Origin of the sequence: Phycicoccus avicenniae, assembly GCF_018139485.1 — a bacterium.
Classification (GTDB): Bacteria; Actinomycetota; Actinomycetes; order Actinomycetales; family Dermatophilaceae; genus Phycicoccus; species Phycicoccus avicenniae.
The window spans coordinates 92,125-118,718 of sequence record NZ_JAGSNF010000017.1 but is presented as its reverse complement, the minus strand read 5'-3'; the positions used below and the strand labels follow the sequence as shown (position 1 = coordinate 118,718).

28 protein-coding genes and 2 tRNA genes are annotated in these 26,594 nt (G+C 73.6%); 18 read left to right on the top strand and 12 right to left on the bottom strand.

Annotated elements, in window-relative coordinates; genetic code table 11:
• Positions 1-2: 2 nt before the first annotated feature.
• Positions 3-76, bottom strand: a tRNA-Ile gene (locus tag KC207_RS12335).
• 116 nt (positions 77-192) lie between these two features.
• Here KC207_RS12335 and KC207_RS12330 point away from each other — a divergent pair.
• The 3 genes from KC207_RS12330 (at position 193) to KC207_RS12320 (ending at position 2,059) form a co-directional block, all read left to right on the top strand.
• The gene (locus KC207_RS12330) at positions 193-684 is read left to right on the top strand and encodes an SRPBCC family protein (protein ID WP_211603409.1); all 492 of its coding nucleotides are present in this window, start codon (positions 193-195) and stop codon (positions 682-684) included.
• A gap of 124 nt (positions 685-808) precedes the next feature.
• Positions 809-1,357: a hypothetical protein gene (locus KC207_RS12325; protein ID WP_211603407.1), complete on the top strand. Its 549-nt coding sequence runs from the start codon at positions 809-811 to the stop codon at positions 1,355-1,357.
• A gap of 186 nt (positions 1,358-1,543) precedes the next feature.
• Positions 1,544-2,059: a DUF3145 domain-containing protein gene (locus KC207_RS12320; protein ID WP_211603405.1), complete on the top strand. Its 516-nt coding sequence runs from the start codon at positions 1,544-1,546 to the stop codon at positions 2,057-2,059.
• Between the two features lie 36 nt (positions 2,060-2,095).
• Here the strand turns inward: KC207_RS12320 and KC207_RS12315 are convergent, their stop codons facing one another.
• From KC207_RS12315 to argG, 8 genes are all read right to left on the bottom strand, one after another.
• Positions 2,096-2,632, bottom strand: a complete 537-nt coding sequence (locus KC207_RS12315; RefSeq protein WP_211603403.1) for a hypothetical protein — start codon at positions 2,630-2,632, stop codon at positions 2,096-2,098.
• A 16-nt stretch (positions 2,633-2,648) separates the two neighbouring features.
• Complete coding sequence (locus tag KC207_RS12310; protein ID WP_211603401.1) at positions 2,649-3,215, bottom strand: hypothetical protein; 567 nt, start codon at positions 3,213-3,215, stop codon at positions 2,649-2,651.
• Between the two features lie 63 nt (positions 3,216-3,278).
• Positions 3,279-4,520, bottom strand: coding sequence for a beta-ketoacyl-ACP synthase II (gene fabF, locus KC207_RS12305; protein WP_211603399.1), 1,242 nt, complete (start codon positions 4,518-4,520; stop codon positions 3,279-3,281).
• 114 nt (positions 4,521-4,634) lie between these two features.
• Complete coding sequence (locus tag KC207_RS12300; RefSeq protein ID WP_211603397.1) at positions 4,635-4,880, bottom strand: acyl carrier protein; 246 nt, start codon at positions 4,878-4,880, stop codon at positions 4,635-4,637.
• Between the two features lie 65 nt (positions 4,881-4,945).
• Positions 4,946-5,962 (bottom strand): beta-ketoacyl-ACP synthase III, encoded by a 1,017-nt coding sequence (locus KC207_RS12295; protein ID WP_211603395.1) that lies wholly within the window; start codon positions 5,960-5,962, stop codon positions 4,946-4,948.
• Positions 5,959-6,873 carry an ACP S-malonyltransferase gene (locus KC207_RS12290; protein ID WP_211603393.1) on the bottom strand — a complete coding sequence of 305 codons (915 nt, stop codon included), beginning with the start codon at positions 6,871-6,873 and terminating at the stop codon, positions 5,959-5,961. The genes KC207_RS12295 and KC207_RS12290 overlap by 4 nt, the downstream gene beginning before the upstream one ends.
• Positions 6,874-6,972: 99 nt before the next feature.
• Positions 6,973-8,148 (bottom strand): PucR family transcriptional regulator, encoded by a 1,176-nt coding sequence (locus KC207_RS12285; protein WP_249138711.1) that lies wholly within the window; start codon positions 8,146-8,148, stop codon positions 6,973-6,975.
• A 39-nt stretch (positions 8,149-8,187) separates the two neighbouring features.
• Complete coding sequence (gene argG / locus KC207_RS12280; protein WP_211603391.1) at positions 8,188-9,615, bottom strand: argininosuccinate synthase; 1,428 nt, start codon at positions 9,613-9,615, stop codon at positions 8,188-8,190.
• 144 nt (positions 9,616-9,759) lie between these two features.
• Here argG and KC207_RS12275 point away from each other — a divergent pair, with 144 nt between their 5' ends.
• From KC207_RS12275 to katG, 3 genes are all read left to right on the top strand, one after another.
• Positions 9,760-10,908 (top strand): glycerophosphodiester phosphodiesterase, encoded by a 1,149-nt coding sequence (locus tag KC207_RS12275; protein WP_211603390.1) that lies wholly within the window; start codon positions 9,760-9,762, stop codon positions 10,906-10,908.
• 153 nt (positions 10,909-11,061) lie between these two features.
• Positions 11,062-11,502 carry a Fur family transcriptional regulator gene (locus KC207_RS12270; RefSeq protein ID WP_211603389.1) on the top strand — a complete coding sequence of 147 codons (441 nt, stop codon included), beginning with the start codon at positions 11,062-11,064 and terminating at the stop codon, positions 11,500-11,502.
• Between the two features lie 37 nt (positions 11,503-11,539).
• Complete coding sequence (katG, locus tag KC207_RS12265; protein ID WP_211603388.1) at positions 11,540-13,747, top strand: catalase/peroxidase HPI; 2,208 nt, start codon at positions 11,540-11,542, stop codon at positions 13,745-13,747.
• A gap of 107 nt (positions 13,748-13,854) precedes the next feature.
• Here katG and KC207_RS12260 read toward each other — a convergent pair whose 3' ends face one another.
• The 3 genes from KC207_RS12260 to fdhD form a co-directional block, all read right to left on the bottom strand.
• A complete protein-coding gene (locus tag KC207_RS12260; RefSeq protein WP_211603387.1) occupies positions 13,855-14,154 on the bottom strand; it encodes a thiamine-binding protein in 300 nt (99 codons plus the stop codon).
• Entirely contained in the window at positions 14,151-16,937 is a 2,787-nt protein-coding gene (gene aceE / locus KC207_RS12255) for a pyruvate dehydrogenase (acetyl-transferring), homodimeric type (RefSeq protein WP_211603386.1), read from the bottom strand. Before aceE ends, KC207_RS12260 begins: the two co-directional genes overlap by 4 nt.
• A 148-nt stretch (positions 16,938-17,085) precedes the next feature.
• Positions 17,086-17,919: a formate dehydrogenase accessory sulfurtransferase FdhD gene (gene fdhD / locus KC207_RS12250; RefSeq protein WP_211603385.1), complete on the bottom strand. Its 834-nt coding sequence runs from the start codon at positions 17,917-17,919 to the stop codon at positions 17,086-17,088.
• Positions 17,920-17,991: 72 nt separating this feature from the next.
• Between fdhD and KC207_RS12245 the strand changes: the two genes are divergently transcribed.
• From KC207_RS12245 to KC207_RS12190, 12 genes are all read left to right on the top strand, one after another.
• On the top strand, positions 17,992-18,516 hold the full coding sequence (locus tag KC207_RS12245; RefSeq protein WP_211603384.1) for a PH domain-containing protein: 525 nt from the start codon (positions 17,992-17,994) through the stop codon (positions 18,514-18,516).
• Positions 18,513-20,144, top strand: a complete 1,632-nt coding sequence (locus KC207_RS12240) for a PH domain-containing protein (RefSeq protein ID WP_211603383.1) — start codon at positions 18,513-18,515, stop codon at positions 20,142-20,144. Before KC207_RS12245 ends, KC207_RS12240 begins: the two co-directional genes overlap by 4 nt.
• A 13-nt stretch (positions 20,145-20,157) precedes the next feature.
• Positions 20,158-20,592, top strand: a complete 435-nt coding sequence (locus KC207_RS12235) for a DUF3052 domain-containing protein (protein ID WP_211603382.1) — start codon at positions 20,158-20,160, stop codon at positions 20,590-20,592.
• 59 nt (positions 20,593-20,651) lie between these two features.
• On the top strand, positions 20,652-21,128 hold the full coding sequence (locus KC207_RS12230) for a peroxiredoxin (RefSeq protein WP_211603381.1): 477 nt from the start codon (positions 20,652-20,654) through the stop codon (positions 21,126-21,128).
• Positions 21,129-21,205: 77 nt separating this feature from the next.
• Positions 21,206-21,278 (top strand) — tRNA-Val (locus tag KC207_RS12225).
• A gap of 1 nt (position 21,279) precedes the next feature.
• Positions 21,280-22,134: a Nif3-like dinuclear metal center hexameric protein gene (locus tag KC207_RS12220; RefSeq protein WP_211603380.1), complete on the top strand. Its 855-nt coding sequence runs from the start codon at positions 21,280-21,282 to the stop codon at positions 22,132-22,134.
• Positions 22,131-22,868 carry a zinc ribbon domain-containing protein gene (locus KC207_RS12215; RefSeq protein ID WP_211603379.1) on the top strand — a complete coding sequence of 246 codons (738 nt, stop codon included), beginning with the start codon at positions 22,131-22,133 and terminating at the stop codon, positions 22,866-22,868. Before KC207_RS12220 ends, KC207_RS12215 begins: the two co-directional genes overlap by 4 nt.
• The gene (locus KC207_RS12210) at positions 22,865-23,809 is read left to right on the top strand and encodes a reverse transcriptase-like protein (protein ID WP_211603378.1); all 945 of its coding nucleotides are present in this window, start codon (positions 22,865-22,867) and stop codon (positions 23,807-23,809) included. The genes KC207_RS12215 and KC207_RS12210 overlap by 4 nt, the downstream gene beginning before the upstream one ends.
• Positions 23,810-23,823: 14 nt before the next feature.
• Positions 23,824-24,297 (top strand): GNAT family N-acetyltransferase, encoded by a 474-nt coding sequence (locus KC207_RS12205; RefSeq protein ID WP_211603377.1) that lies wholly within the window; start codon positions 23,824-23,826, stop codon positions 24,295-24,297.
• 171 nt (positions 24,298-24,468) lie between these two features.
• Positions 24,469-24,882 carry a rhodanese-like domain-containing protein gene (locus tag KC207_RS12200; protein WP_211603376.1) on the top strand — a complete coding sequence of 138 codons (414 nt, stop codon included), beginning with the start codon at positions 24,469-24,471 and terminating at the stop codon, positions 24,880-24,882.
• Positions 24,879-26,102: an O-succinylhomoserine sulfhydrylase gene (locus KC207_RS12195; RefSeq protein ID WP_211603375.1), complete on the top strand. Its 1,224-nt coding sequence runs from the start codon at positions 24,879-24,881 to the stop codon at positions 26,100-26,102. The genes KC207_RS12200 and KC207_RS12195 overlap by 4 nt, the downstream gene beginning before the upstream one ends.
• A gap of 21 nt (positions 26,103-26,123) precedes the next feature.
• Positions 26,124-26,588: an SRPBCC family protein gene (locus KC207_RS12190; protein ID WP_211603374.1), complete on the top strand. Its 465-nt coding sequence runs from the start codon at positions 26,124-26,126 to the stop codon at positions 26,586-26,588.
• Positions 26,589-26,594: the final 6 nt, after the last annotated feature.

Here is a 26,594-nt window from a genome sequence, read left to right as displayed (position 1 = left end):
CGTGGGGCGTGTCGGGCTTGAACCGACGACCGACGGATTATGAGTCCGCTGCTCTGACCGACTGAGCTAACGCCCCGGGACGGCCGTGGCCGTCGCCCGCGAGCCTATCGGCGCGGTAGAACGTGGCCGGACCGCGTAGGTCACTGCGGCTGCGTGCTTGACTGAGCCAGCCGTCGAGAGCGAGGAGCCGTGATGACGGAGCGCCGCATCGAGGTCGACCGGGCCGTCGCCGCCCAGCCGCACGAGGTCTTCGACCTCCTCACCCGGCCCGAGGGACACGTGGCCGTCGACGCCTCGGGGATGCTCATGTCGGCGGGCGGGTCGCCGGTCACCGCGGTGGGTGACCGGTTCGTCGTCCACATGGACCGGGACGCGCTGCGCGACCGGGACATGGGGGAGTACGACGTCACCGTGATCTTCACCGTGTACGAGCAGGACCGGGAGATCGCCTGGACCATCGACGGCACGATGCAGCCGCCGATCGGCCACGTCTACGGGTACCGCCTCGAGCCGATCGACGGCGGCACCCGGGTCGTGGCGTACTACGACTGGTCGGACGTGCACCCGCACTACGAGCGGGTCGCCGACCGCATCTTCCCGGTCGTCCCCGAGTCGGCGCTGCGCGCGACGCTCGGCATCCTCGCGCGCACCGTCGCGCCGGGGAGGGGGCGGCCCGGCGCCTGACCCGTGCCGCAGGTCGAACGCCGCGCGGCTCGACCTCACAGCACCGAGCGACGGCGATGACAGGTCCCCCACAGGCGCCGACCGGAGCGTGGTGGCACCAGGTCCCCACGACGAAGGAGCCACCATGGACCGCACCCGTACGATCCTCGCCGTCGGAGGCGCGGGCCTCGCGGCGGCCGTCGCCCTCGGCCTCACGGGCGCCGGCATCGCCGCCGCGGACGACAGCACCTCGACCCCCTCGCCCTCGGCGACGGCCTCCCCGGAGGGCGGGACGACCGACGGCGACGGCGAGCGTCCCGACCGCCCGATGATGGACGAGGGTGGTCCGCTCACCGCCGACGCGGCGAGCCGCGCCATCGCCGCCGCCGAGGCGGAGGTCGACGGCGGGACGGCCACCGCCGTCCGCGCCCGGTCCGACGGCACCTACGACGTCATGTTGACGACCGACGACGGGCACGTCCACGTCGCGCTCGACGCCGACTTCGCCGTGACCGGGACCCACGAGGGCGGTGGACCCGTCGGGCGCGGCCCCGGCCGTGGCGGGCCTGGCATGGGGCACGGCCCCGGGGCGGACCGCGACCGGGACGAGGGGTCGACCGACTCCGGTGACCCGTCCGACGCGAACGGCACCTCGGACGACACGGCCGCGGAGTCGACCGCCTGGTCGATCTGACGAGAGGCCCCGGCGCATCCGCCCGGTGATCCCTGTGATCGCTGGTGCGGGTGCGCCGCGTGGTGCACAATGGGCCTCGACAACCGGCACGCAGGTGCCCGCACAGCACGACCGACCGGCAGCAACCGGGTCCGCCACGAGCGACGGCGTTGGGGAAGACGTCCACCGCACGTGAAGGAGACCACGATGACTGTCGCGATGCCGCGTACCGCCACGCGTGGAGTGATCTACGTCCACTCCACGCCCAAGGCGCTGTGCCCGCACGTCGTGTGGGCGATCGAAGGGGTGCTCGGCACCCGAGTCGCCGTCGAGTGGACCGAGCAGCCGGCCGCGCCGGCGATGGTGCGGGGCGAGCTCAGCTGGGCCGGTGACGCCGGGACCGGGGCGCGGCTCGCTTCCGCGCTGCGGGGCTGGGACCACCTGCGCTACGAGGTGACCGAGGAGCCGAGCCCCGGCTGCGACGGCTCCCGCTGGTCGCACACCCCCGGCCTGGGCATCCACCACACGTGGACCTCCGCGAGCGGTGACGCCGTCGTCAACGAGGACCGGCTCCGCGAGGTCGTCGTCCTCGCCCAGGGCAGCCCCGAGGCGATGCAGGAGATGCTCGAGGAACTGCTCGGTGCGGCGTGGGACGAGGAGCTCGAGCCGTTCCGCTACGCCGGCGAGGGCGCCCCCGTCCGCTGGCTCCACAAGGTCGGCTGACCCCCACCGTCGCGTCACGAACCGCATCGACCGGCCTCACACTCCGCGCAGGCGCGGGCCCAGGGCCTCCGCGAGGATCGCCAGGCCCCGGTCCCCGAGCAGCTCGTCCGGGACTGTCCACGCGCGCTCGTCCTCCTGCTCGAGGACGAGGACGCCGGCCACGCGCTCGGCCGTCACGATCGTCGACAGGTCGAGCGCGACCTGGTGGCTCGGCAGGACGAAGGTGACGCGCTCGGCGGACCAGCGCCCCCGCACCTGCGTCCCGGGAGGGCAGGAGATCTCGCTCCACCGGCGCGCGGCGCGGCGCACGCGGCGACGTGCCCGCCAGACGTCGAACGCCGTGAGGGCGAGGACCGCGGGAACCAGGACGGCGAGCCCCCGCGCGGCTCCGTCCGCGCTCGCCCGGCCCGCCACGGCGAGCGTCAGCACGACCCCGACACACAGGGCGAGGACGGCGGCGTGGCGCACGACGAACCACCGCCAGCGTCCCTGCCGACGCTCGAGGCGTTCGACGAGAGCGGCCGCCTCACGTCGGGCGATCTCCCGGGTCTGGACGTAGGAGACCTCGTACACCCCGGAAGAGGAACCGTCAGACACGTCGTAGCCGGTCGCCGAGGGCGGTCTCGAGGACGGACCACGCGTGGTCGTCGAGGAGCTCACCGGGGACGACGAAGAACTTGTCGGTCCGGGTGTCGATGACGAGGCAGCCCTCGACCCAGGTCAGGCGGGTCATCGCGTCGGTCGAGATCGCGAAGGAGGTGTCCGGGGTGTCGAGGACGAACCGGTCCGGCCCGACGTCGGCCCCGAGGGCGGTGCCGGGCGGGCTCTGCGCCATGACGATCGACCGGAACATCCGCCCCGCTCGCCAGGGGACGAGTGCGGCGTCGAGCAGGAAGATGGTGACGGCACCCACAGCGAGCCACGGGCCGAGGAGCAGCCAGGGGTCCGAGCCGAGGACGGAGCCCACGAGCACCGAGCCGGCGACGACGAGGAGGAGGGCCAGCAGCCACGTCCGCGCCAGCGCCACCCACACCGCGCGTCGTCGCAGGTGCCACCGGCGGAGCGCACGGATCTCGCGCTCGACCGACGCCTGCGTCGACACGAACGTCGTCCGCGAAGCCCCCGGGACGTCTGCCCTGCCCGTTCCGTCGCCCACGGCAGAACGGTAGGGCCCTGGCCGGGCCACTGTCCGGGGTTCGCACGGACCCCGGACGGCGGCTCAGACGCTCGTGATGACGAGGGCCACGTTGTGGCCGCCGAAGCCGAAGCTGTTGTTGAGCGCGGCGATGTCGCCGTCGGGCAGCGTCCGGTGCTCTCCGCGGACGACGTCGAGGTCGATCTTCTCGTCGAGGTCGTCGATGTTGATCGCGGCCGGCGCGGTCCGGTGGTGCACGGACAGGACCGTCAGCAGGCCCTCGAGCGCCCCGGCGGCACCGAGCAGGTGCCCGGTCATCGACTTCGTCGCGCTGACCGGCATCCCGTCGGCCGCCCCGCCGAACGCGCGGCGGATCGCGTTGGCCTCGGCGACGTCGCCGACCGGGGTCGAGGTCGCGTGCGCGTTGATGTGGACGATGTCGCCGTCGGAGAGCCCGGCGCGCTCGACGGCCGCGCGCATCGCCCGGCTCGCCCCGGCGCCCTCGGGCTCCGGTGCGGTGATGTGGTGCGCGTCGGCGGACATCCCGATCGAGGCGAACTCGGCGTAGATCCGCGCGCCGCGGGCCTTGGCGTGCTCGTACTCCTCGAGCACCATGACGGCGGCACCCTCGCCCATGACGAACCCGTCGCGGCCGGTGTCGTAGGGGCGCGACGCGGCGCCCGGGTCGTCGTTGCGGGTGGAGAGCGCCTGCATCTGGGCGAACCCGGCGAAGCAGATCGGGTGCGTCGCGGCCTCGGTGCCACCGGCGACGACGACGTCGGCGCGGCCGTCCCGGATCATGTCGTAGGCGGTGCCCATCGACTCCGCCCCGGATGCGCACGCCGAGACGGTCGTGTGGGCGCCGGCGCGGGCGCCGAGGTCGAGCGAGACGTTGCCGGACGAGGTGTTCGGCATGAGCATCGGCACCGCGAGCGGGAACACCCGGCGCAGGCCCTTCTCGCGGAGGTTGTCCCACTGGTCGAGCAGCGTCCAGACCCCGCCGATCCCGGTACCGATCGCGACACCGAGCCGCTCCGGGTCGAGCTCGGGGGATCCGGCGTCCTCCATCGCGGCGCGCGAGGCGATGACCGCGTACTGCGCGCTCGGGTCCATCCGCCGGATCTGCACCTTCGTGAGCACCTCGGACGGGTCCTGCGCGATGGTGCACGCGAAGTGGACCGGCATCTCGTAGCGGTCGACCATCTCCTGGTCGAGGGGCTTGGCACCCGACCGGCCCGCGAGGATGCCGTCCCAGGTCTCGGCGATGGTGCCGCCGAGGGGGGTGGTGGCACCGAGTCCGGTGACGACGACGCGACGCTCGCTCATGGGGTCAGCTGCTCCTTGGGTCGGGGCGGTGGGACGGCTCCGCGGGGGTCAACCGCGGGTGGTGCGTCCCCGACCCCGTCCGGGCCACCGGACGGGGTCGAGGAGGCGGGCGGGTCAGCCCTGGTTGTTCTGGATGTAGCTCACGGCGTCGCCGACGGTCGTGAGGTTCTTGACCTCGTCGTCGGGGATGCGGACGCCGAACTTCTCCTCGGCGTTGACGACGATCGTCATCATCGACAGCGAGTCGATGTCGAGGTCGTCGGTGAACGACTTGTCCATCTGGACCTCGGACTGCTCGACGCCGGTCTCCTCGTTGACGATGTCCGCGAGGCCGCTGAGGATCTCCTGCTGGTCTGCCATGTCGGTCTCCTTCGTGTCGGTGGACGGGTGGTGCTCGGCCCGGGTGACCCGGGGGCCGCCGGGGGTCAGGGGATGGTGACGACCTGCGCCGCGTAGGACAGGCCGGCGCCGAAGCCGATCTGCAGGGCCAGGCCGCCGCGGGGGATCTCACCCTCGCGCACCATCCGCTCCATCGCGAGCGGGACGGAGGCGGCGGAGGTGTTGCCGGTGTACGCGATGTCGCGGGCGATGGGGATGTCCGCCGGCAGCTTCAGCTGCTTGGCCATCGCGTCGATGATCCGGACGTTGGCCTGGTGCGGGACGAACGCGTCGAGCTGGTCGGCGGTGACCCCGGCGGCGTCGAGGGCCTTCTGCGCGACGGGCGCCATGCCCCACACCGCCCAGCGGAAGACGGTCTGCCCGGCCATCCCGATGTGCGGCCAGCCGAGGTTCTTCTGGTGCACGTCGATCCAGCTCTCGGTCTGGGAGATGGCCTCCCACTGGGCGCCGTCGCTGCCCCAGACGGTCGGGCCGATGCCCTGGACCTCGGAGCGGCTCACGACCGCCGCGCCCGCACCGTCGGCGAAGATGAAGGCGGTGCCGCGGTCGTCGCGGGAGGTGAAGTCCGACAGGCGCTCGACCCCGACGACCAGGACGTGCTCGGCCGTCCCGGCCCGGACCATGTCGTTGGCCATCGTGATGCCGTGGCAGTACCCGGCGCACGCCGCCGAGATGTCGAGGGCGGCGGCCTTGGACCCGAGACGCTCGGCGAGCATCGGCGCGGCGGCCGGGGTCTGGTAGGGCCAGCTGACGGTGGCGACGAGGATCGCGTCGAGCTGCGCGGCCTCGATGCCGGCCATCTCCAGCGCCGGCGTCGTGGCGAGCTCGGACATGTCGATGACCGACTCGCCCTCGCCGGCCCAGCGGCGCTCGATGATGCCGGAGCGCTCGCGGATCCACTCGTCCGAGGAGTCGATGCGCTCGACGATCTCGCTGTTCGGCACGACCCGGCGCGGGCGGTAGCCGCCGATCCCGGTGATGCGCGCCGAGGCCGCCGGGGGAGCGGCGAGCGGGCCGGCGAGGTTCTTCGGCGTGACGGTCATCGGCGGTGCTCCTCGATCAGCGCGCGGGCGGCCTCGAGGTCGTCCGGTCCCTTGACGGCCAGCAGCTCGACGCCCTTGAGGGCGCGCTTGGCCAGCCCGACGAGCGTCCCGGCGGGTGGGAGCTCGATGACGGCGGTGACGCCGAGGGCGGCGAACCGCTCCATGCACAGGTCCCAGCGGACCGGCGTCGACACCTGGGCGACGAGCCGCTCGAGGACCTCGCGGCCGTCCGTGACGACCTCGCCGTCGCGGTTCGAGACGAGGGGGACGGCGGCGTCGGCGGGCGAGAGGTCGGCGGCCGCGGCGGCGAGCGCGTCGACGGCCGACTGCATGTGGCTCGTGTGGAAGGCGCCCGCGACCTTGAGCGGGACGACCCGCGACTTGGCCGGGGGCTCGTCGGCGAGCGCGGCGAGGGCGTCGAGCCCGCCGGCGGCGACGACCTGGCCGGCGCCGTTGACGTTGGCCGGGGTGAGGCCGTGCCGCTCGATCGTCGCGAGGACGTCGTCCGGGGTGCCGCCGAGGACCGCGCTCATCCCGGTGGGGGTGACGGCCGCCGCCTCGGCCATGCCGCGGCCGCGGAGGGCGACGAGGCGCATCGCGTCGGCCTCGTCGAGGACACCCGCACCGGCGGTCGCGGTGATCTCGCCGACGGAGTGACCGGACAGGGCCCCGACGCCGTCGGTGCCTCCGAGGGCCCGCAGCGCCAGCAGCCCGGCGCCGACGAGCAGCGGCTGCGCGACGGCGGTGTCCTTGATGGTGTCCTCGTCCGAGGTCGTGCCGTGGGCGGCGAGGTCGACCTCGGCGGCGTCGGAGAGGGTGGCGAGGTGCTCGGCGGCGCCGGGCAGCTCGAGCCAGGGCGCGAGGAACCCGGGGGTCTGGGAGCCCTGGCCGGGACAGACGATGACGATCACGAGTCCCAGCGTGGCGGGTACGGGCCGTGCCGGTCGTGACGAGGGGGGACGAACCTGCCCGTCGTCATTTGTGGGGATCCTCCAAACGGGGGTCCGTGGTCACCGGGGGGCGACGCGGGCCGCCGGACCGAGGCGGTGCAGGGCGAGGGCGGTGCGCACCGTCTGTGCGTCGTGCGGGTCGGTGAGGTCGTAGCCCGTCGCCCGCTCGATCCCGCCGAGCCGGTACCGGACGGTGTTCGGGTGGACGATGAGGGTGCGCGCGGTGCCCTCGACCCCGAGGCCGTCGTCGAGCCAGGCGGCGGCCGTCTCGAGGAGGGCCCCGCCGCTCGACTCCTGGAGGGGTCGCAGGATCCGGGCGGCGAGGGCGTTGCGGGCGGGGAGGTCACCGATCAGCGCCCGCTCGCCGAGGAGGTCGTCGGCGTGGACCGGCCGGGGGGCGCCGGGCCAGGCGGGTGCGGCGGTGTGACCGGAGACGGCGGCCCGGGCACTGCGGCCGGCGGCGAAGAGGTGCGGGACCGTCGGGCCGACGACGAGCGGGCCGTCGGCGAGGTGCGGGTCGAGGGAGCGCGCGAGCGTCATCGGGTCCGTGACGTGGCCGCCGATGCAGACGACCCGCGGCCCGTGGATGGCGACGAGCAGCTGCAGGCCGGCGCGGCGGGCCGTGCGGTGCAGCTCGTCGAGGACCGGTCCCGTGGCGCCACGAGGGGTGGAGCCGACGACGACGGCGACGTCCGTCACCGAGCCCCAGCCGAGGGCGGCGGCGCGGGACTGCATCGAGTCGTCCGCCTCGCCGCGGATCACGGCGTCGACGACGAGCGACTCGAGCCGGGCGTCCCACGCCCCGCGGGCCTCCGCCGCCTCGGCGTAGACCTCCGCCGCGGCGAAGGCGACCTCGCGGCTGTAGCGCAGGACCGCCTCCCGCGCTTCCCGGGCCTCGGCCGGGGTGGCCAGGGTGGCCGTCTCGCGCTCGACGACCCCGATGACGGTGCGGATGAGGTCGAGGGTCTGGGCGAGGCTGATCGAGCGGGTCAGCTCACGCGGCGCGGTGCCGAAGACGTCGGCCGTGACGGCGGTCCGGTCGTCGTCGGCCTCGAACCACTGGACGAAGCTCGAGATGCCGGCCTGGGCGACGAGCCCGACCCAGGACCGGTTCTCCGCCGAGAGGGCGCGGAACCACTCGTGGTCGGCCTCCATCTGGCGGACCGCCGCGGCGCCGAGGTCGCCGGCGGCGCGGGCGACCCGGGTGCGGGTGTCGGGGGAGGACGTCGTGGACACCCCACAACTCTAGGGCGCCACCACCGCGGCGGGGGCCGGTCAGTCGGTGCCGTACTCGATCGCGGCCCGGTCCAGGGAGTCCTCCTCGTCGCCGCCGACGGCCGGGTTGTCGGCGATCCGGTCGTACCCGCCGGTCGGCAGCTCGCCGAAGAGCGTCCCGTTCTCGACGAGCACCTGGCCCTGGTCGGTCGGCTGCTCGGCGTAGAGCTCGAGCTTGGCGCGGCTGTCGGCGATGTCGAGGTTGCGCATCGTCAGCTGGCCGATCCGGTCGAGCGGGCCGAAGGCGGCGTTCTCCGTGCGCTCCATCGACAGCCGGTCCGGGTGGTAGCTGAAGTTCTCGCCGCGGGTGTCGAGGACGGTGTAGTCCTCTCCCCGCCGCAGCCGCAAGGTCACCTGGCCGGTGACGACGGAGGCGATCCACCGCTGGATCGACTCGCGGATCATCAGCGCCTGCGGGTCCAGCCACCGGCCCTCGTAGAGCAGCCGCCCGAGCCGCCGACCCTCCGCGTGGTAGTTCGCGATGGTGTCCTCGTTGTGGACGGCGTTGAGCAGCCGCTCGTAGGCGATGTGGAGCAGGGCGATGCCGGGGGCCTCGTAGACACCGCGGGACTTCGCCTCGATGATCCGGTTCTCGATCTGGTCCGACATCCCGAGGCCGTGCACCCCGCCGATGCGGTTCGCGGCGTCGGCGAGCGCCACCGGGTCGAGCTCCTCACCGTCGATCGCGACCGGGCGGCCCTCGCGGAAGGAGACGGTGACGTCCTCGGTCTCGATGGCGACGGCGGGGTCCCAGAACCGCACGCCCATGATCGGCTCGACGATCTCGAGCGAGCTGTCGAGGTGCTCGAGGGTCTTCGCCTCGTGGGTGGCGCCCCAGATGTTCGCGTCCGTCGAGTACGCCTTCTCCTGGCTGTCCCGGTACGGCAGGTCGCGCTCGGTGAGCCAGGCGCTCATCTCGTGCCGGCCGCCGAGCTCGGCGACGAAGTCCGGGTCGAGCCACGGCTTGTAGATCCGCAGGTCCGGGTTCGCGAGCAGGCCGTAGCGGTAGAACCGCTCGATGTCGTTGCCCTTGAAGGTCGAGCCGTCGCCCCAGATCTGGACGTCGTCGGCCTGCATCGCCCGCACGAGGAGCGTGCCGGTGACGGCCCGGCCCAGGGGGGTGGTGTTGAAGTACGTGCGGCCACCGCTGCGGATGTGGAAGGCGCCGCACGCGATGGCGGCGAACCCCTCCTCGACGAGGGCCGCGCGGCAGTCGACGAGCCGGGAGACCTCGGCGCCGTACTGCCCGGCGCGGCCGGGGACGGAGTCGATGTCGGGCTCGTCGTACTGGCCGAGGTCGGCCGTGTACGTGCAGGGGACGGCGCCCTTCTCGCGCATCCACGCGACGGCGACGGAGGTGTCGAGACCCCCGGAGAAGGCGATGCCGACGCGCTCGCCGGCGGGCAGTGACGTGAGTACCTTGGACACGGGTGCAACTATATGCACTGCTCCGCATAAACAGCGAATCGGGTGTCGCGGCGGAGAGTGCACCCCACCCCGTCGCCGACGCTTCACCGGACCGTCACGGCGACGTCGGCCGGGGTTGGCTGCCGCCTCCCTAGCGTCCACGACATGACCCGACACAGGACAGGACTCGCCGTGGCCACCCTCGCCCTCGCCACCCTGCTCGCCCCCTCGAGCGCTGTCGCGGCGCCCCCGTCGCCGCAGCCGACGACCGCCCCGCCGGCCGGTCCGCGCGCCCTCGCCGACCCCCTCGTCATCGCCCACCGCGGCGCCTCCGGCTACCGCCCGGAGCACACCCTGGCCGCCTACGAGCTCGCCGTGCAGCAGGGAGCCGACGTCATCGAGCCCGACCTCGTCATGACCAAGGATGGTGTCCTCGTCGACCGGCACGAGCCCGAGATCAGCGGGACGACGGACGTCGCCGACCACCCCGAGCTCGCCGACCGCCGCACGACGAAGCAGGTCGACGGCCGCCCCGTGACCGGCTGGTTCGTCGAGGACCTCACCCTCGCCGAGCTGCGCACCCTGCGCGCCGTCGAGCGGCTACCCGAGCTGCGGCCGGAGAGCGCCTCCTACGACGGCCGCTTCACCGTGCCGACGCTGGCGGAGGTCCTCGACCTGCGGGCCCGCCTGAGCCGCGAGGCCGGCCGCACCATCGGCGTCATCCCGGAGATCAAGCACTCGACCTACCTCCACGACGCCGGTCTCGACCCCGAGGCCGCCCTCGTCCGCGAGGTGACCCGGGCGGGCCTCAACCGGCCGACGGCGCCGCTGTGGACGCAGTCGTTCGAGTGGACGAACCTCGTCGACCTCCGCGAGGACCACCGGTACCGCGCGCGTCTTGTCTTCCTCGCCTCGAACAGCGGGGGGCCCTACGACCTCGCCGCTGCCGGCACCCCGCGCACGTACACCGAGATGCTCCGCCCCCACTCCCTCCGTGAGCTCGCCCGGACGGTCGACGCCATCGGCCCGGACAAGCGACGCGTCATCCCGTGGGAGGCCGACGGCAGCCTCGGGACGCCGACCTCGCTCGTCGCAGACGCCCACGCGGCCGGCCTCGCCGTCACGCCGTACACCTTCCGCGCCGAGAACGTCTTCCTCCCCGCCGACCTGCGCGTCGGGGACGACCCTGCGGCGCACGGGCGGATGGTCGACGAGGTCGAGGCCTACCTGCGGACCGGGGTCGACGGGGTCTTCTGCGACCAGCCGGACCTCTGCCTCGAGGCCCGGGACCGGCTCGCCGTCGCCGCGGGCTGACCGCCGTCCCGTCCGACCGCCGACCCGCCCGACCGGGACGGGCGCCCCTCGACGCGACGCCGTCCACCGCGACCCGGTGGGCGGCGTCGGTCGTCGCCCCGGCCGCCACCTGCGATTCTTGACTCGTTCCAGAAAACTGGCATGCTCACGGGTATGCCGACCGACCACCGTTACCCGGACATGCTGCGCGGGGCCTCGCTCCGCGTGACGCGGCCCCGGCTGGCGGTCCTCGCGGCGGTGCACGACCACCCGCACGCCGACACCGACACCATCGCGCGCACCGTGCGCGAGGACGTCGGGGCGGTGTCGCACCAGGCCGTCTACGACGTCCTGCGTGCCCTCACCGACGCCGGCCTCGTGCGACGCATCCAGCCCTCGGGCTCGGCGGCGCGGTACGAGGCCCGGGTCGGGGACAACCACCACCACGTCGTCTGTCGACACTGCGGCACGATCGCCGACGTCGACTGCGCGACGGGGGAGACCCCGTGCCTCACGGCGTCGGACGACCACGGCTTCGTCATCGACGAGGCGGAGGTCGTCTACTGGGGGCTCTGCCCGGACTGCGAGACCCGGCGGGCCGCCGAGCCCGCCTGACCACCGACCGACCGCAAGCACCACCACCGAACAGGAGATGGACCACGTGACCGACCAGAGCACCGGCGTGACGGCCGAGGGCAGCGAGAGCGAGAACCCCGCGCTCTCCTCCCCGAGCCCGGCGACCGGCACCCGACCGCGCACCAACCAGGACTGGTGGCCCGACCAGCTCGACGTCTCCGTCCTGCACACCAACGACCGCAAGGCCGACCCGCTCGGGGGGTCCTTCGACTACCGCGCGGCCGTCTCCGGTCTCGACGTCGACGCGCTCAAGGCCGACCTCGTCGAGGTCATGCGCACCTCGCAGGACTGGTGGCCGTCCGACTTCGGCCACTACGGCCCGCTCTTCATCCGGATGAGCTGGCACTCCGCCGGCACCTACCGCGTCGAGGACGGCCGCGGTGGTGGTGGCCGGGGCCAGCAGCGCTTCGCGCCGCTCAACTCCTGGCCCGACAACGGCAACCTCGACAAGGCCCGCCGCCTGCTGTGGCCGGTCAAGCAGAAGTACGGCCAGCAGGTCTCCTGGGCCGACCTGCTCGTCCTCGCCGGCAACGTCGCGCTCGAGGACATGGGCTTCGAGACCTTCGGCTTCGCCTTCGGCCGCCCCGACGTGTGGGAGCCGGAGGAGGTCAACTGGGGCACCGAGGACACCTGGCTCGGCGACGAGCGCTACAGCGGCGACCGCGAGCTGTCCAACCCGCTCGGCGCGGTCCAGATGGGCCTCATCTACGTCAACCCGGAGGGCCCCAACGGCGAGCCCGACCCGGTGAAGGCCGCGCGGGACATCCGCGAGACCTTCGGCCGGATGGCGATGAACGACGAGGAGACCGTCGCCCTCATCGCCGGTGGCCACACCTTCGGCAAGACCCACGGCGCCGGCGACCCCGACCTCGTCGGCCCCGAGCCCGAGGGCTGCCCGGTGCACTCGATGGGCCTGGGCTGGAAGAGCGAGCACGGCAGCGGCGTCGGTCGCGACGCCATCACCTCCGGCCTCGAGGTCACGTGGACCCAGCGCCCGACGGAGTGGAGCAACCTCTACTTCGACAACCTCTTCGGGTTCGAGTGGGAGCTGCACAAGTCCCCGGCCGGCGCCTGGCAGTGGCGTCCGGTCGACGGCGGTGGCGAGGGGTCGGTGCCCGGCCCGGACGCCGAGTCGCCGAAGCGCCAGCCGACGATGCTCACGACGGACCTGTCGCTGCGCATGGACCCGGCCTACGAGAAGATCTCGCGGCGCTTCCACGAGAACCCCGAGGAGTTCCGCCTCGCCTTCGCCAAGGCCTGGTACAAGCTGCTCCACCGCGACATGGGTCCGGTCGAGCGCTTCCTCGGCCCGTGGGTCCCCGAGGCCCAGCTGTGGCAGGACCCGGTCCCGGCCCGCTCCGGTGACGAGCTGACCGACGAGGACGTCGCGCAGCTCAAGCAGGCGCTGCTCGGCTCCGGCCTCACCGTCCAGCAGCTCGTGAAGACCGCGTGGGCCTCGGCCGCCTCGTTCCGCCGCACCGACATGCGCGGCGGCGCCAACGGCGCCCGGATCGCCCTCGAGCCGCAGCGCTCGTGGGAGGTCAACGAGCCCGAGGAGCTCGCCTCCGTCCTGTCGACCCTCGAGGCTTTGAAGAAGGACTTCGACGACGCCGGTGGCCGGACCGTCTCGCTCGCCGACCTCATCGTCCTCGGCGGCTCCGCCGGGATCGAGAAGGCCGCGAAGGACGCCGGGCACGACGTCACCGTCCCGTTCACCCCGGGCCGGACCGACGCGACGCAGGAGATGACGGACGTCGACTCCGTCGCGTGGCTCGAGCCGCGCGCCGACGGCTTCCGCCAGTACCTGCGCGCCGGTGACAAGGCGCGCCCGGAGCAGCTGCTCCTCGAGCGAGCCTTCATGCTCGGGCTCACCGCCCCGCAGATGACCGCGCTCATGGGTGGTCTGCGCTCGATCGGCGCGACCGTCGGCGGCAGCGCCGTCGGCACGCTCACCGAGAGCACGGGCCGGCTCGACAACGGCTGGTTCACCACCCTGCTCACCCCGGGCGTCACCTGGTCGACCGCGGCCGAGGAGAACGTCTACGAGAGCAGCGACGGCCGCTGGACCGCCGGCGCCACCGACCTCGTCTTCGGCTCGCACGCCCAGCTGCGCGCCATCGCCGAGGTCTACGGCAGCGCCGACGGCGAGCAGCGCTTCCTCGACGACTTCGTCGGGGCGTGGGTCCAGGTCATGGAGAACGACCGGTTCGACCTGCACGGCTGAGCCGCGTCGCACGACAGCGCGCCCCGTCCCGGCAGGGACGGGGCGCGCTGTCGCGTCGAGGTCGGTGACCCCCGAGGGAGGCCCGCACGGGGGCGGCCTCGTGGAGGTCAGTCCTCGTCGAGGAGGGCCTGCACGCGGGCGGCCTTGTGCTCGATCTGGCCGGTGTGGCCGGGCCGGATGTCGCACTTGACGACGAGCGAGACGCGCGGGTTCACGGCCGTCATCGCGTCGACGCAGCGCCCGATGACGGCCATCACCTCGTCCCACTCGCCCTCGATGTTCGTGAACATCGAGTTCGTCTCGTAGGGCAGGCCGGAGTCGCGCACGATGCGCACGGCCTCGGCGACGCCGACGGCGTAGGACCCGGAGTCGTCCGGGGCCCCGGCGATGCTGAACGCGGCGATCACTCCGCGCCGCCCTCCGTGCTGCCGGAGGAGCCGGCCGTCACGTCGTGCAACGAGTACTTCTCGATCGCCTGCGCGGCGGCACCGGCGTCGACCTGGCCCTGCTGCGCCAGGCTCGCGAGGGCCTGGACGACGACGGAGGGACCGTCGATGTGGAAGAACCGCCGGGCGGCGGGGCGGGTGTCGGAGAAGCCGAACCCGTCCGCGCCGAGCGAGGCGAAGTCGCCGGGCACGTACTGGGCGATCTGGTCCTGCACCGCCCGCATGTAGTCCGACACCGCGACGACCGGACCCTTGCGGTCCATGAGCTTCGCCGTGACCCACGGGACCCGACGCTCCTGCTCGGGATGGAGGAACGCCTGCTCGTCGGCGTCGAGGCCGTCGCGCCGCAGCTCGTTCCACGAGGTGACCGACCAGACGTCGGCGGCGACGCCCCAGTCGGTGCGCAGCAGCTCCTGGGCCTCGAGGACCCACGGCATGCCGACGCCGGAGGCGAGCAGCTGCACGCGCGGCGAGTCATCGCCGAGCCCCTCGCCGGAGCCCTCGGAGTAGAGGTACATGCCCTTGAGGACGCCCTCGCGGTCGAGGTTCTCCGGCTCGGCCGGCTGCGCCATCGGCTCGTTGTACACCGTGAGGTAGTAGATGACGTTGCGCTGCTCGTCGGTGAGGGCGTCGTCCGAGCCGTACATGCGGTGCAGGCCGTCCTGCATGATGTGCGCGACCTCGTAGGAGAACGCCGGGTCGTAGTGGACGACGGCGGGGTTCGTCGACGCGAGCAGGGGAGAGTGGCCGTCCGCGTGCTGCAGGCCCTCGCCGGTGAGCGTCGTGCGACCGGCGGTGGCCCCGATGAGGAAGCCGCGGGTCATCTGGTCGGCGGCCGCCCAGATCGAGTCGCCGGTGCGCTGGAACCCGAACATCGAGTAGAAGACGTAGATCGGGATCATCGGCTCGCCGTGCGTGGCGTAGCTCGTCCCCGCGGCGGTGAAGGCCGCCATCGACCCCGCCTCGTTGATGCCGAGGTGGAGGATCTGGCCGTCCTTGGCCTCGCGGTAGGCGAGCATGAGCTCGGCGTCGACCGGCGTGTAGCGCTGGCCGTGCGGGTTGTAGATCTTGATCGTCGAGAAGAAGCTGTCCATCCCGAACGTGCGGGCCTCGTCGGGGATGATCGGCACGATCCGCTTGCCGAACTCCTTGTCCCGCATGAGGTCCTTGAGCAGCCGGACGAACGCCATCGTCGTGGCGACCTCCTGCTTGCCGGAGCCCTTGCGCACCTGCTTGTAGGCGTCGTTCTCCGGCAGCTGCACCTGGGTGTACCTCGTCCGGCGCTCGGGGATGCCGCCGCCGAGCTTCCGGCGCCGCTCGAGGGCGTACTCGATGACCTCGTCGTCCTTGCCGGGGTGGAAGTACGGCGCGTTGTACGGGTCCTTCTCGAGCTGGTCGTCCTCGATGGGCAGCTTGAGCGAGTCGCGCAGCCCCTTGAGGTCGTCCAGGCTCAGCTTCTTCATCTGGTGGGTCGCGTTGCGCCCGGCGAAGCTCTGGCCGAGGCCGTAGCCCTTGATCGTCTTGGCGAGGACGACCGTCGGCTGGCCGGTGTGGCCGAGGGCCGCCTTGTACGCCGCGAAGACCTTGCGGTAGTCGTGGCCGCCGCGCTTGAGCTTCCACCAGATGTCCTCGTCGGACCAGTCCTCGACGAGCTTGCGGGTGCGCGGGTCGCGGTCGAAGAAGTGCTCGCGCACGTACGCACCGTCGTTGGCCCGGAAGGTCTGGTAGTCACCGTCCGAGGTGGAGTTCATGAGGTGGACGAGCGCGCCGTTGCCGTCGGCGGCGAGCAGCGGGTCCCACCCGCGGCCCCAGACGACCTTGATGACGTTCCAGCCCGCGCCGCGGAAGAACGCCTCGAGCTCCTGGACGATCTTGCCGTTGCCGCGCACCGGGCCGTCGAGGCGCTGCAGGTTGCAGTTGACGACGAACGTGAGGTTGTCGAGCTCCTCCTGCGCCGCGAGCTGCAGCAGGCCGCGGGACTCCGGCTCGTCCATCTCGCCGTCGCCGAGGAAGGCCCACGTGTGCTGCTCGGAGGTGTCCTTGATGCCGCGGTTGTGGAGGTACTTGTCGAACTGCGCCTGGTAGATGGCGTTCATCGGGCCGATGCCCATCGACACCGTCGGGAACTCCCAGAAGTCCGGCATGAGGCGCGGGTGGGGGTAGCTCGGCAGGGCGAGCGGGGACCCGTCGACGACGTGCGACTTCTCCTGGCGGAACCCGTCGAGCTGCTGCTCGCCGAGCCGGCCCTCGAGGTAGGCCCGGGCGTACATGCCGGGGGAGGCGTGGCCCTGGTAGAAGACGTGGTCACCGCCGCCGGGGTGGTCCTTGCCGCGGAAGAAGTGGTTCATCCCGACCTCGTAGAGCGTCGCCGCGGACGCGTACGTCGAGATGTGACCGCCGACCGAGACCCCCGGGCGCTGGGCGCGGTGGACGACCATCGCGGCGTTCCACCGCAGGTAGGCCCGGAAGCGCCGCTCGGCGTCCTCGTCCCCGGGGAACCACGGCTCCTGCTCGGGGCTGATCGTGTTGACGTAGTCCGTCGTCGTCAGCGAGGGGACGCCCACCTGCATCGCGCGTGCCCGCTCGAGCAGGCGCAGCATGAGGTAGCGCGCCCGCATCCGCCCCGGACCGTCGATGACGGAGTCGAGGCTCGCGAGCCACTCCGACGTCTCCTCGGGGTCGATGTCCGGCAGGTGCGTCGGGATGCCGTTGAGGATGGGGCCGACGTCGTCGTGGAGCTCCACGGGCTCGTCCTTTCAGCGGTCGTGGGCCGCGCCCCCGGGTGAGGGGGCCGGTCGCCCCATCCTTCACCCTGACGTGCCCCCCGTCACAACCCGGGTCGCGCTACTGGACGGTACGTCGAGGTCCGGTGTGCCCGACCGGGCTCCTCGGTCAGGCCGTCGCGAGCCGGTCCGGACGGCTGTACACCGAGTAGCGAGGGGCTCGAACGAACGCGCAGAGGGTGATGCCGGACTCCTCGGCGAACTCGACCGCGAGCGAGGTCGGCGCCCCGACGGCGACGACGACCGGGATGCCGACGACCGCCGCCTTCTGGACGATCTCGAAGCTGGCCCGGGCGCTCACGACGAGCACGGTCCCGGAGAACGGGGGCAGCGTCTCGCGAGCCGCGGCGCCGACGACCTTGTCGACGGCGTTGTGCCGTCCGACGTCCTCGCGCACGACGAGCAGACGGCCCGTGGAGTCCGCCAGCCCCGCCGCGTGCGTCCCGCCGGTCCGGTCGAACGTCTGCTGCTGCTCGCGCAGGGCGTCGGGGAGGCCGGCCAGCACCGCGCCCGGCACGGTGACGGGGTCCGCGGCCACGTCGACCCGGCTCGCGGTCCGCACGGCGTCGATCGAGGCCGACCCGCAGACGCCGCAGGCGCTCGTCATCGTCTCGGTGCGCTCGCGCGCCGGACGGTCGAGCGTCACGCCGGGCGCCAGGGTGGCGTCGACGACGTTGAACGTGGGGGAACCGTCCTCGGCGAGGTCCGTGCAGTGCATCATCGTCGCGACGTCGGCGGCCGAGCGCACGAGCCCCTCGGTGAGCAGGTGGCCCAGGGCGAGGTCGAAGTCGTCCCCCGGCGTGCGCATCGTCGTCGCGAGCGCGACGTCGTCGACCCGCACCTCGAGCGGCTCCTCGACGGCGACGGTGTCGGGACGTCGCACGCTGCTGCCGATCTCGAGGTCGACGCGCGTGCGCGGTACCCGTGTCGTCACCCGGCCCATGGCCGCATCCAAACACACGGCCCGTCCCGCGGGCGCACCTCGGGCGTCGGGACGCTCGTGCACACTGGGTCCATGTCCGACCCGAGTCCCCACCCGGTGGAGACCGGGCCCGGCGCGGGGGTCACGCTGCACGGCGGCGACCTCGCGTGGCGCCCGGTGTCCCGCTCGCTCGTCACCGCCCGGCTCCTCGTCCTCGGGATCGTCCTCGCCGTGCCCCTCGTCGTCGGCGTCGTCCTCGCCCTCGTGCTCACCCCGTGGCTGTGGGCGGTGCCCGCCGCCGTCGTGCTCGTCGGGGCCTGGGGGGCCTGGCTCGTGACCCGGCAGGTGTCGGCCATCTCCTGGGTCGAGCTCGACGAGGAGATCGTCATCCGCAAGGGACGGCTCTTCCGCACCCTCGTGAGCGTCCCCTACGGCCGACTCCAGTACGTCGACATCCAGTCCGGGCCGCTCGCCCGTGCCCTCGGCATCGCGTCCTGCGAGATCCACACGGCGTCCCCGGAGAGCGGGGGGTCGCTGCCGGGGCTGCCCGTCGACGATGCGGAGGCGCTGCGGACCCGGCTGTCCGCCCGGGGCGAGGCGCAGCGGGCCGGCCTGTGACGGCGCCCGAGGTCCCCGTCGTCGACCAGGCCTCCGACGACGGATGGCAGCGGCTGCACCCGCTCTCGCCGCTGCTGCGCGGCGGCGTGGTGCTGCTCGCCGTCCTCGGCTACTTCGTGAGCCAGCTCGTCGACCGGGTCCTGTCCTCGTTCGACCCGGGGGAGGACCCCACCGACGACCTGCCGGGTGGGGCCGACGGCGGGGTCGGCCTCGCCGTCGTCGACCACCCGTTCATCGCGCTCGCCGTCCTCGTCGTCGTCGTCGCGGCCATCGCGGGGGCGTTCCACGTCAGCTGGCGCTTCACCCGCTTCCGGGTCACCGGAGCCCAGGTCGAGCTGCGCAACGGCGTGCTCTTCCGGCAGCACCGGCAGGTCCCGCTCGAGCGCATCCAGGCCGTCGAGACCACCCGGCCGATCCTCGCGCGCCTCGTCGGTCTCTCGCAGGTCGTCGTCCAGTCGGCCGGGGGCTCCGACTCGCACCTGACGCTGGCCTTCCTCGCCGAGCCGCGGGCGGAGGCGCTGCGCGCCGAGCTCCTCGATCTCGCGAGCCGCACCGACGAGGGTCCCGGCCCCGCGGCGGCGGACGCCGACGTCCCGGACGGTGCGGCGCCCGCGCAGGTGCCAGCCGGGGCCCGGGACCGGACCGACGAGGGGACCCCCGTCGTCGCGGTGCCCAACGGGCGGCTCGTCGCGTCGACGCTGCTGCACGGCCCGACGGTCGTCGCGGCCGTCCTGCTCGTGCTCCTCGTCGTCGCGGGCGGGGTGTCCTCGGTGCTCTTCGACGTCGGTCCGGGGGTCCTGGCCGCCGTCCCGGCCCTCCTGCCCGCCGCGTTCGCCTTCGGCGTCGGGCGGGTCCGCGAGCTGCTGCTCCACGGCAACTTCCGGATGACCCGGACCTCGAACGCCCTGCGGATGCGGCACGGGCTCACCGAGCTGCGGGCCTCCGTCGTCCCGCTGCACCGTGTCCAGGCCGTCGAGGCCGTCCAGCCGGTGCTGTGGCGGCCCTTCGGGTGGTGGCGGATGCGGGTCAACGTCGCCGGGACCGGACAGAGCGAGGGCCAGGAGGTGCAGGCGGCGCTCCTGCCCGTCGGCACGATCGCGGACGTCGACGCGGTCCTCGCCCCGCTCGGGGCCGACCCGCACGACCCGCTCGTGCGCGCGGCACTGCACGGCACCGGCCGCGACGGCGGCTGGACCGGCCCACCGCCTGCCGCCCGCCTCTTCGACCCGTGGTCCTGGGAACGCAACGGCTACGCCCTCGGCGACGAGGTCCTGCACGTGCGCACCGGTCGCTTCTCCCGGCGGATGGTCCTCGTGCCCTACGCGCGGGTGCAGTCGCTCACCCTGTCCCAGGGACCGTGGGAACGTCGGCGGGGCCTCGCCGAGGCGCGGGTGGTCTCGACCCCCGGTCCGGTGTCGGCGGCGGTGCGCCACCTGTCGGTGGCCGACGCCGAGGCCTTCCTCGACGTCGTCGGCGAGGCGGCCCGGCGGGCCCGCCGGTCGGTCCCCGGGCCGGCGCCGGACGCCGCCGCGACGGCTCGTGGGGACTCGCCCGGGAACGGGCCTCCTCTTGCACCGACCACGTCTACGTTGGTGGACTGGCCCTCCCCGCACGATCCCCGCACATGAGAGGTTGGACAGCGTGAACACCCCCGCCCCGCCGGTGGACCCGGGTTCCACCGGCAACGGAGTCGTGGACCGGCTCGGGTTCGTCCAGGACCAGGTCGTCCAGGAGTTCGGCTACGACACCGACGTCGACGACGCCTTCCGCGACGCCGTCGAGGGCGCCTGCGGCGCCCCCATGGAGGACGACGAGTACACCGGTGCGGCCGACGCCGTGCTGCTGTGGTTCCGTCCCGAGGACGGCGACCTCGGCGACGCGCTCGTCGACATGGTCGGCGTCCTCGAGGAGGGCGGGTTCGTCGTGCTGCTCACCCCGCGGGGGGACGACGAGGTCGACCCGACGGACATCGACGAGGCGGCGGTCGTCACCGGCCTGCACCTGTCCGGGACCTTCAACGCCTCCGAGGACTGGCGGGCCCACAAGCTCGTCGCCCCGAAGGGTCCCCGGCGCTGACCCTCGACGGACCCACCTCGGACGCGCGCCCCGGGCCGACGTCCTGGCAGGATTGGGGCATGACCCAGACCAGCCCGCTGCAGCCCGGGTCGACGGCGCCGGACTTCACCCTGCGGGACCAGAACGGAGCCGACGTCACGCTCGGCGACCTGGTCGCCGAGAAGAACGTCGTCGTCGTCTTCTTCCCGTGGGCCTTCTCGGGCATCTGCACCGGCGAGCTCGACGAGATCCGCGACCACCTCGAGCGGTTCGTCACCGACGACCTCCAGGTCGTCTGCATCTCGTGCGACGCCATGTTCAGCCTGCGGGCCTGGGCCGACATCCAGGGCTACTTCTTCCCGCTGCTGTCCGACGCCTGGCCGCACGGCGAGGTGGCCCGGGCCTACGGCGTGCTCGACGAGCGCAGCGGGGCGCCGATCCGGGGGACCTTCCTCGTCGGCCGCGACGGTCGGGTGCGCTGGTCGGTCGTCCACGGCATCGGTGAGCCGCGCGACTTCGGCGGGCTCCCCGAGCAGGTGGCGGCCCTGCCGGTCTGAGCCGCCCTCGGCCGGACGCCGTCCTGGCACAATGCTCACGGCCGCCCGTGCCCCCGTGGCAGGGTGAGCCCACCCTGGGGCCTGTAGCTCAGCTGGTAGAGCGCCGCGTTTACACCGCGTCGGTCGTCGGTTCGATCCCGGCCGGGCCCACATGAGCGACGACGCCGCGCCCCCGTCCCTGCGCGAGGTGCTCGACGCGGTCGAGCGCCTGTACCCGCCCGGGTCCGCCCAGTCGTGGGACCGGGTCGGGCTCGTCACCGGCGATCCGGACCAGCCGGTCGCGCGGGTGCTCCTCGCTGTCGACCCCACGCTCGAGGTCGTGGCCGAGGCGCGCTCGCTCGGGGCGGACCTGCTGCTCACGCACCACCCGCTCCTCATGCGGGGGGTGCACACCGTCGCGACGACGTCCGCCAAGGGGGCCACCGTCACCGAGCTCGTCGTCGGGGACGTCGCGCTGTACGTCGCCCACACGAACGCCGACGTGGCGGCTGAGGGGGTCTGCGAGGCGCTCGCCGACGCGTGCGACCTCCCGTCGAGCGAGCCCCTCGTCGTCGTCGAGGACCAGCCGCTCGGGCGGGTGGGCGACCTGCCGGAGCCCGTGGACCTGCGGACCTTCGTCCGGGGACTCGCGGACCGGCTGCCCAGGACGGCCGGCGGCCTGCGCGTCGCCGGCCCGCCCGACGCCCCGGTGCGGCGGGTGGCGCTGCTCGGGGGTAGCGGGGACGACCTCTTCGACGCCGTCCGCGCGAGCGGTGCCGACGTCTACGTCACCGCCGACCTGCGCCACCATCCGGCGCTCGAGGCGCGGGAGGAGGCCCGGGGCGGCACCCCGTACCTCGTCGACGCCGGCCACTGGGCGAGCGAGCAGGTGTGGCTCGCCCGCGCGGAGCGGGCGCTGCTCGCGGAGCTGGGCCCGCTCGCGACTAGGGTGGAGACCCACATCAGCACAGTGCGCACCGACCCCTGGACGTTCGTCGTCGGTGCCGACCCCGGAGGTACCGCGTGAAGGCCGATCCCGCCCGCCAGCAGCGCCTGCTCGACCTGCAGGCGATCGACACGCGGCTGGCCCAGATCGCCCACGCGCGCCGCACCCTGCCGCAGCACGCCGAGCTCGAGGACCTCACCGGCAAGGCGCGGCTCATCGACGACCAGCTCGTGCGCTCGCGGACCGAGCTCGACGACGTCCAGCGCGACGTCGCGAAGGCCGAGGCCGACGTCCAGCTCGTCCGCGACCGCGCGGCGCGCGACCAGCAGCGGCTCGACAGCGGGGTGGGTACGGCGAAGGACCTCCAGGCCCTCCAGCACGAGATGACCTCGCTCGCCCGGCGGCAGTCCGAGCTCGAGGACGTCGAGCTCGAGGTCATGGAACGTGCCGAGGCCGCCGAGCACGACGTCGCCGAGCTCGAGCGCGGCCGGGGCGAGCTCGCCGAGCGGATCGCCGGGGTCGAGGCCGCCCGCGACGAGCGGCTCGCGCAGCTCGCGACCGAGGAGGCCGAGGTCGGCGCGCCGCGTCCGAAGGTCGTCGAGGAGACGGGTGAGGACCTCGTCGCCCTCTACGAGAGGATCCGTGCCAACACCGGCACCGGGGCCGCGGCCCTGCGCCAGCGGCGCTGCGGCGGCTGCCAGCTCGAGCTCAACCCGGTCGAGCTGTCGCGCATCCGGTCCGCCGAGGAGGACGAGGTGCTCCGCTGCGAGGAGTGCACCCGCATCCTCGTGCGCACCCCCGAGTCCGGGCTGTGAGCCGGCGCCTCGTCGTCGAGGCCGACGGGGGCTCCCGCGGCAACCCCGGGGTCGCGGGCTACGGCGCCCTCGTCCGGGACGGTGACACCGGTGCCCTCCTCGCCGAGCGCGCCGAGCCGCTCGGGAAGGTGTCGAACAACGTCGCCGAGTACCGCGGGCTCATCGCCGGGCTCGAGTCGGTGCTCGCCATCGACCCGGGCGCCGACGTCGCCGTGCGGATGGACTCCAAGCTCGTCGTCGAGCAGATGGCCGGCCGCTGGAAGATCAAGCACGAGGACATGCGCCGCCTCGCCCTCCGGGCCCGGGAGCTCGTCGCCGAGATCCGCGCCGCCGGAGGGTCGGTGTCCTACGCGTGGATCCCGCGGGCCGAGAACGCCGACGCCGACGCCCTGTCGAACGACGGGATGGACGGGCTCACCGTCGACCGTCGGCACGACGGCGCCGGAGCCTCGGACGACGACGGGGACGACGCGGAGACCGGTGACACGGCCGCCCCCGACGCAGCCTGTGCGCCCGTGCCGCGGCGTGCGGGGACCCCGGTCCGGGTCGTGCTCGTCGCCGCGACCGAGGACGACGCCTCGGCGGCCGCCCGGTCCGTCGAGTCGCTCCTCGGGGGCTCGCCGCGCTGCCTCGTCACCGCGAGGGCCGACGCCTCCGTCGAGACCTCGGCCGAGGTGGGGGACCGCCTCGGCGTCGACGCCGTCGTCGACGGCGGCTGGTCCGAGGGCGCCGACACCGTCGACGCCTGGGAGCGCGTCGTGGCCCGCGGCGGCACGACGGTCGTCGTCGCGCCGGCCGAGGTCGTCCGCACGGTGCTCGGCCACGTCCTCGGAGTCCCCGACGACCGGCGCCGCCGGATCGCCGTCTCGCCGGGGTCCCTCGCGGGCGTCGAGGTGTGGTCCGACGACGAGGTGTCCGTCGCCTTCACGAACCGGGGCTGAGCGAGGCCCGGACGATGGCGCTGGTGCGGGCGATGACGGCCGACGACGTCGACGACGTCCTCGAGGTGCAGCGCGCCGGGTCCGTCATCACCCTCGCCGACGTCTTCCCGCAGGACACCCATCCGTTCCCCGCGGACGCGGTCCGCGAGCGGTGGGTGCACGAGGTCGAGGACCCGGGGGTCGACTGCCGGGTGGCCGAGCTCGACGGCCGCGTCGTCGGGTTCGTCGTCCTGTGCGACGACGAGGTGCTGCACCTCGGCACGGCGGTCGACACGTGGGGGAGCGGTCTCGCCGGGGACGTCCACGACGAGGCGCTCGCCGTCCTGCGCGAGGCCGGGGTCGCCGTCGCCCGGCTGCGGGTCTTCGAGGGCAACGAGCGGGCCCGCCGGTTCTACCGCCGGAGCGGGTGGGTGCCGACGGACGAGACCTCGCGATCGCCGTTCGCGCCGTACCCGGTGCTGCGCCGCTGGGAGCTCGTCCTCGGCTGACCACCCGGTCGAGGTGGTACCGCGCGGCGGCACCTCGACCCGAGCCGGCGCCACATCGGTGGAGGTGTTCCTGCGCGGTTCCGCGTGCGCGGACACCTCGACCCGACGGGGTCCGGTCGCGGGTGAGATGCCCCGTCATCGCCGCGGACCTCCCGCCTACGCTGGGTGACCATGAGCTACGCAGGTGACGTCAGCCCGACCGAGGCCTACGACGCCGTGACCGGGCCCGACGAGGCGCTCCTCGTCGACGTGCGGACCGAGGCGGAGTGGACCTTCGTCGGCGTCCCCGACCTGTCCGGGTCCGGGCGGCAGGCCGCGTTCGTCGAGTGGAACCGCTGGCCGGGCGGCGCCCCGAACGAGGGCTTCGTCGACGAGGTCCGCGCCGCCGGCCTCGAGCCCGGACGCCCGGTCTACCTCCTGTGCCGCAGCGGCGTCCGCTCGCTCGCCGCCGCCGAGGCGCTGACGGCCGCCGGGCTCGGCCCCGCCTACAACGTCACCGACGGGTTCGAGGGTCCGCACGACCCCGCCCACCACCGCACCCTCGGCGGCTGGAAGAACGCCGGCCTGCCGTGGCGGCAGGGATGACCGGCCTGCCCGACGGGCTGCACCCGCGCACCCTCGCCGTCCGGGGCGGCCTCGCCCGCAGCGGCTTCGACGAGACCGCCGAGGCGATGTACCTCACCTCGGGCTTCGTCTACGAGTCCGCCGCCCAGGCCGAGGCCGCGTTCAAGGACGAGGTCGACCACTACGTCTACAGCCGCTACGGCAATCCCACCGTCAGCGTCTTCGAGGAGCGGATGCGCCTCGTCGAGGGCGCCGAGGCCTGCTTCGCGACGGCGTCCGGGATGTCGGCCGTCTTCACCGCCCTCGCGGCCCTCTGCGGCCAGGGCGACCGCGTCGTCGCCTCCCGGGCCCTCTTCGGGTCCTGCTTCGTCATCGTCGACGAGATCCTGCCGCGCTGGGGCGTCGAGACCGTCCTCGTCGACGGGGCCGACCTCGACCAGTGGCGCGCGGCGCTCGCGACCCCGACGACCGCCGTGTTCTTCGAGACCCCGAGCAACCCCATGCAGGAGCTCGTCGACATCGCCGCCGTCTCCGACCTCGCGCACGCCGCCGGGGCGAGCGTCGTCGTCGACAACGTCTTCGGCACCCCCGTCTTCAGCCACCCGCTGCGGCACGGCGCCGACGTCGTCGTGTACTCCGCGACGAAGCACATCGACGGCCAGGGGCGCGCCCTCGGCGGGGCGGTCCTCGGCCCGGCGGAGTTCGTCGAGGGCCCGGTCAAGAACCTCATGCGGCACACCGGCCCGTCGATGAGCCCGTTCAACGCCTGGGTCCTCGCCAAGGGCCTGGAGACGCTCGACCTACGGGTGCGGGCCATGGCGGACTCGGCGCTGACGATCGCGACGACGCTCGAGGAGTGGCGCCAGGCCGGCCGCGGGCTCGTCCGGGTCGTCCACCCGTTGCTGCCGAGCCACCCGCAGCACGACCTCGCCCGGCGGCAGATGGACGGCGGGGCGGGCACCGTCGTCACCCTCGAGGTGGACGGCGGCAAGGAGGCGGCGTTCGCGATGCTCGACGCCTTCCGGCTCGTCGACATCTCGAACAACCTCGGCGACGCCAAGTCCCTCACGACCCACCCGGCGACGACGACGCACCGGCGGCTCGAGCCGGAGGCGCGGGCCGCGGTCGGGATCACGGACGGCACGGTCCGGCTCTCCGTCGGCCTCGAGGACACCGGCGACCTGCTCACCGACCTCGACGCCGCCCTGACCGCCGCGGAGTCCGCCGCGGGACGTGCCTGACCGGCTGTTAGCGTCCGGGACATGACCTCCCGCGACGTCGTCTCCGTCCAGCGCCTCATCCCGTCCGCGCCCGAGCCGATCTTCGACCTGCTCGTCGACCCCGACGGGCACGCCCGGATCGACGGCGGTGGCTCGGTGCAGGGTGCCCGCAGCGGCGGTCGCCGTCTCGCGCTCGGCGACCGGTTCGGGATGGACATGAAGATCGGCGCCCCGTATGCGACGAGCAACACGGTCATCGAGCTCGAGGAGAACAGGCGCATCGCCTGGCAGACCCTCGCCGAGGGGCCGCTGTCGAAGGCGCTCGGCGGGCGGATCTGGCGTTACGAGCTCGAGCCGGTCGACGGCGGGACGCTCGTGACGGAGACGTGGGACATCACGCAGGAGGCGGCGCTCAGCAAGCCGTTCGTGCGCCGCATGGAGGGGATGACCCGCCGCAACATGGCCTCGACGCTCGAGCGCATCGAGGAGATCGTCACCGGCGCCTGACCGGTC

Coding starts and splice junctions, on each gene's coding strand:
- KC207_RS12200 (WP_211603376.1), top strand. CDS start 24,469: ATGAGCTACGCAGGTGACGTCAGCCCGACCGAGGCCTACGACGCCGTG.
- KC207_RS12220 (WP_211603380.1), top strand. CDS start 21,280: ATGAGCGACGACGCCGCGCCCCCGTCCCTGCGCGAGGTGCTCGACGCG.
- fabF (WP_211603399.1), bottom strand. CDS start 4,520: ATGAGCGAGCGTCGCGTCGTCGTCACCGGACTCGGTGCCACCACCCCC.
- katG (WP_211603388.1), top strand. CDS start 11,540: ATGGACCACGTGACCGACCAGAGCACCGGCGTGACGGCCGAGGGCAGC.
- KC207_RS12230 (WP_211603381.1), top strand. CDS start 20,652: ATGACCCAGACCAGCCCGCTGCAGCCCGGGTCGACGGCGCCGGACTTC.
- KC207_RS12275 (WP_211603390.1), top strand. CDS start 9,760: ATGACCCGACACAGGACAGGACTCGCCGTGGCCACCCTCGCCCTCGCC.
- fdhD (WP_211603385.1), bottom strand. CDS start 17,919: ATGGGCCGGGTGACGACACGGGTACCGCGCACGCGCGTCGACCTCGAG.
- KC207_RS12195 (WP_211603375.1), top strand. CDS start 24,879: ATGACCGGCCTGCCCGACGGGCTGCACCCGCGCACCCTCGCCGTCCGG.
- KC207_RS12270 (WP_211603389.1), top strand. CDS start 11,062: ATGCCGACCGACCACCGTTACCCGGACATGCTGCGCGGGGCCTCGCTC.
- KC207_RS12325 (WP_211603407.1), top strand. CDS start 809: ATGGACCGCACCCGTACGATCCTCGCCGTCGGAGGCGCGGGCCTCGCG.
- KC207_RS12300 (WP_211603397.1), bottom strand. CDS start 4,880: ATGGCAGACCAGCAGGAGATCCTCAGCGGCCTCGCGGACATCGTCAAC.
- KC207_RS12330 (WP_211603409.1), top strand. CDS start 193: ATGACGGAGCGCCGCATCGAGGTCGACCGGGCCGTCGCCGCCCAGCCG.
- KC207_RS12205 (WP_211603377.1), top strand. CDS start 23,824: ATGGCGCTGGTGCGGGCGATGACGGCCGACGACGTCGACGACGTCCTC.
- KC207_RS12320 (WP_211603405.1), top strand. CDS start 1,544: ATGACTGTCGCGATGCCGCGTACCGCCACGCGTGGAGTGATCTACGTC.
- KC207_RS12295 (WP_211603395.1), bottom strand. CDS start 5,962: ATGACCGTCACGCCGAAGAACCTCGCCGGCCCGCTCGCCGCTCCCCCG.
- KC207_RS12190 (WP_211603374.1), top strand. CDS start 26,124: ATGACCTCCCGCGACGTCGTCTCCGTCCAGCGCCTCATCCCGTCCGCG.
- KC207_RS12245 (WP_211603384.1), top strand. CDS start 17,992: ATGTCCGACCCGAGTCCCCACCCGGTGGAGACCGGGCCCGGCGCGGGG.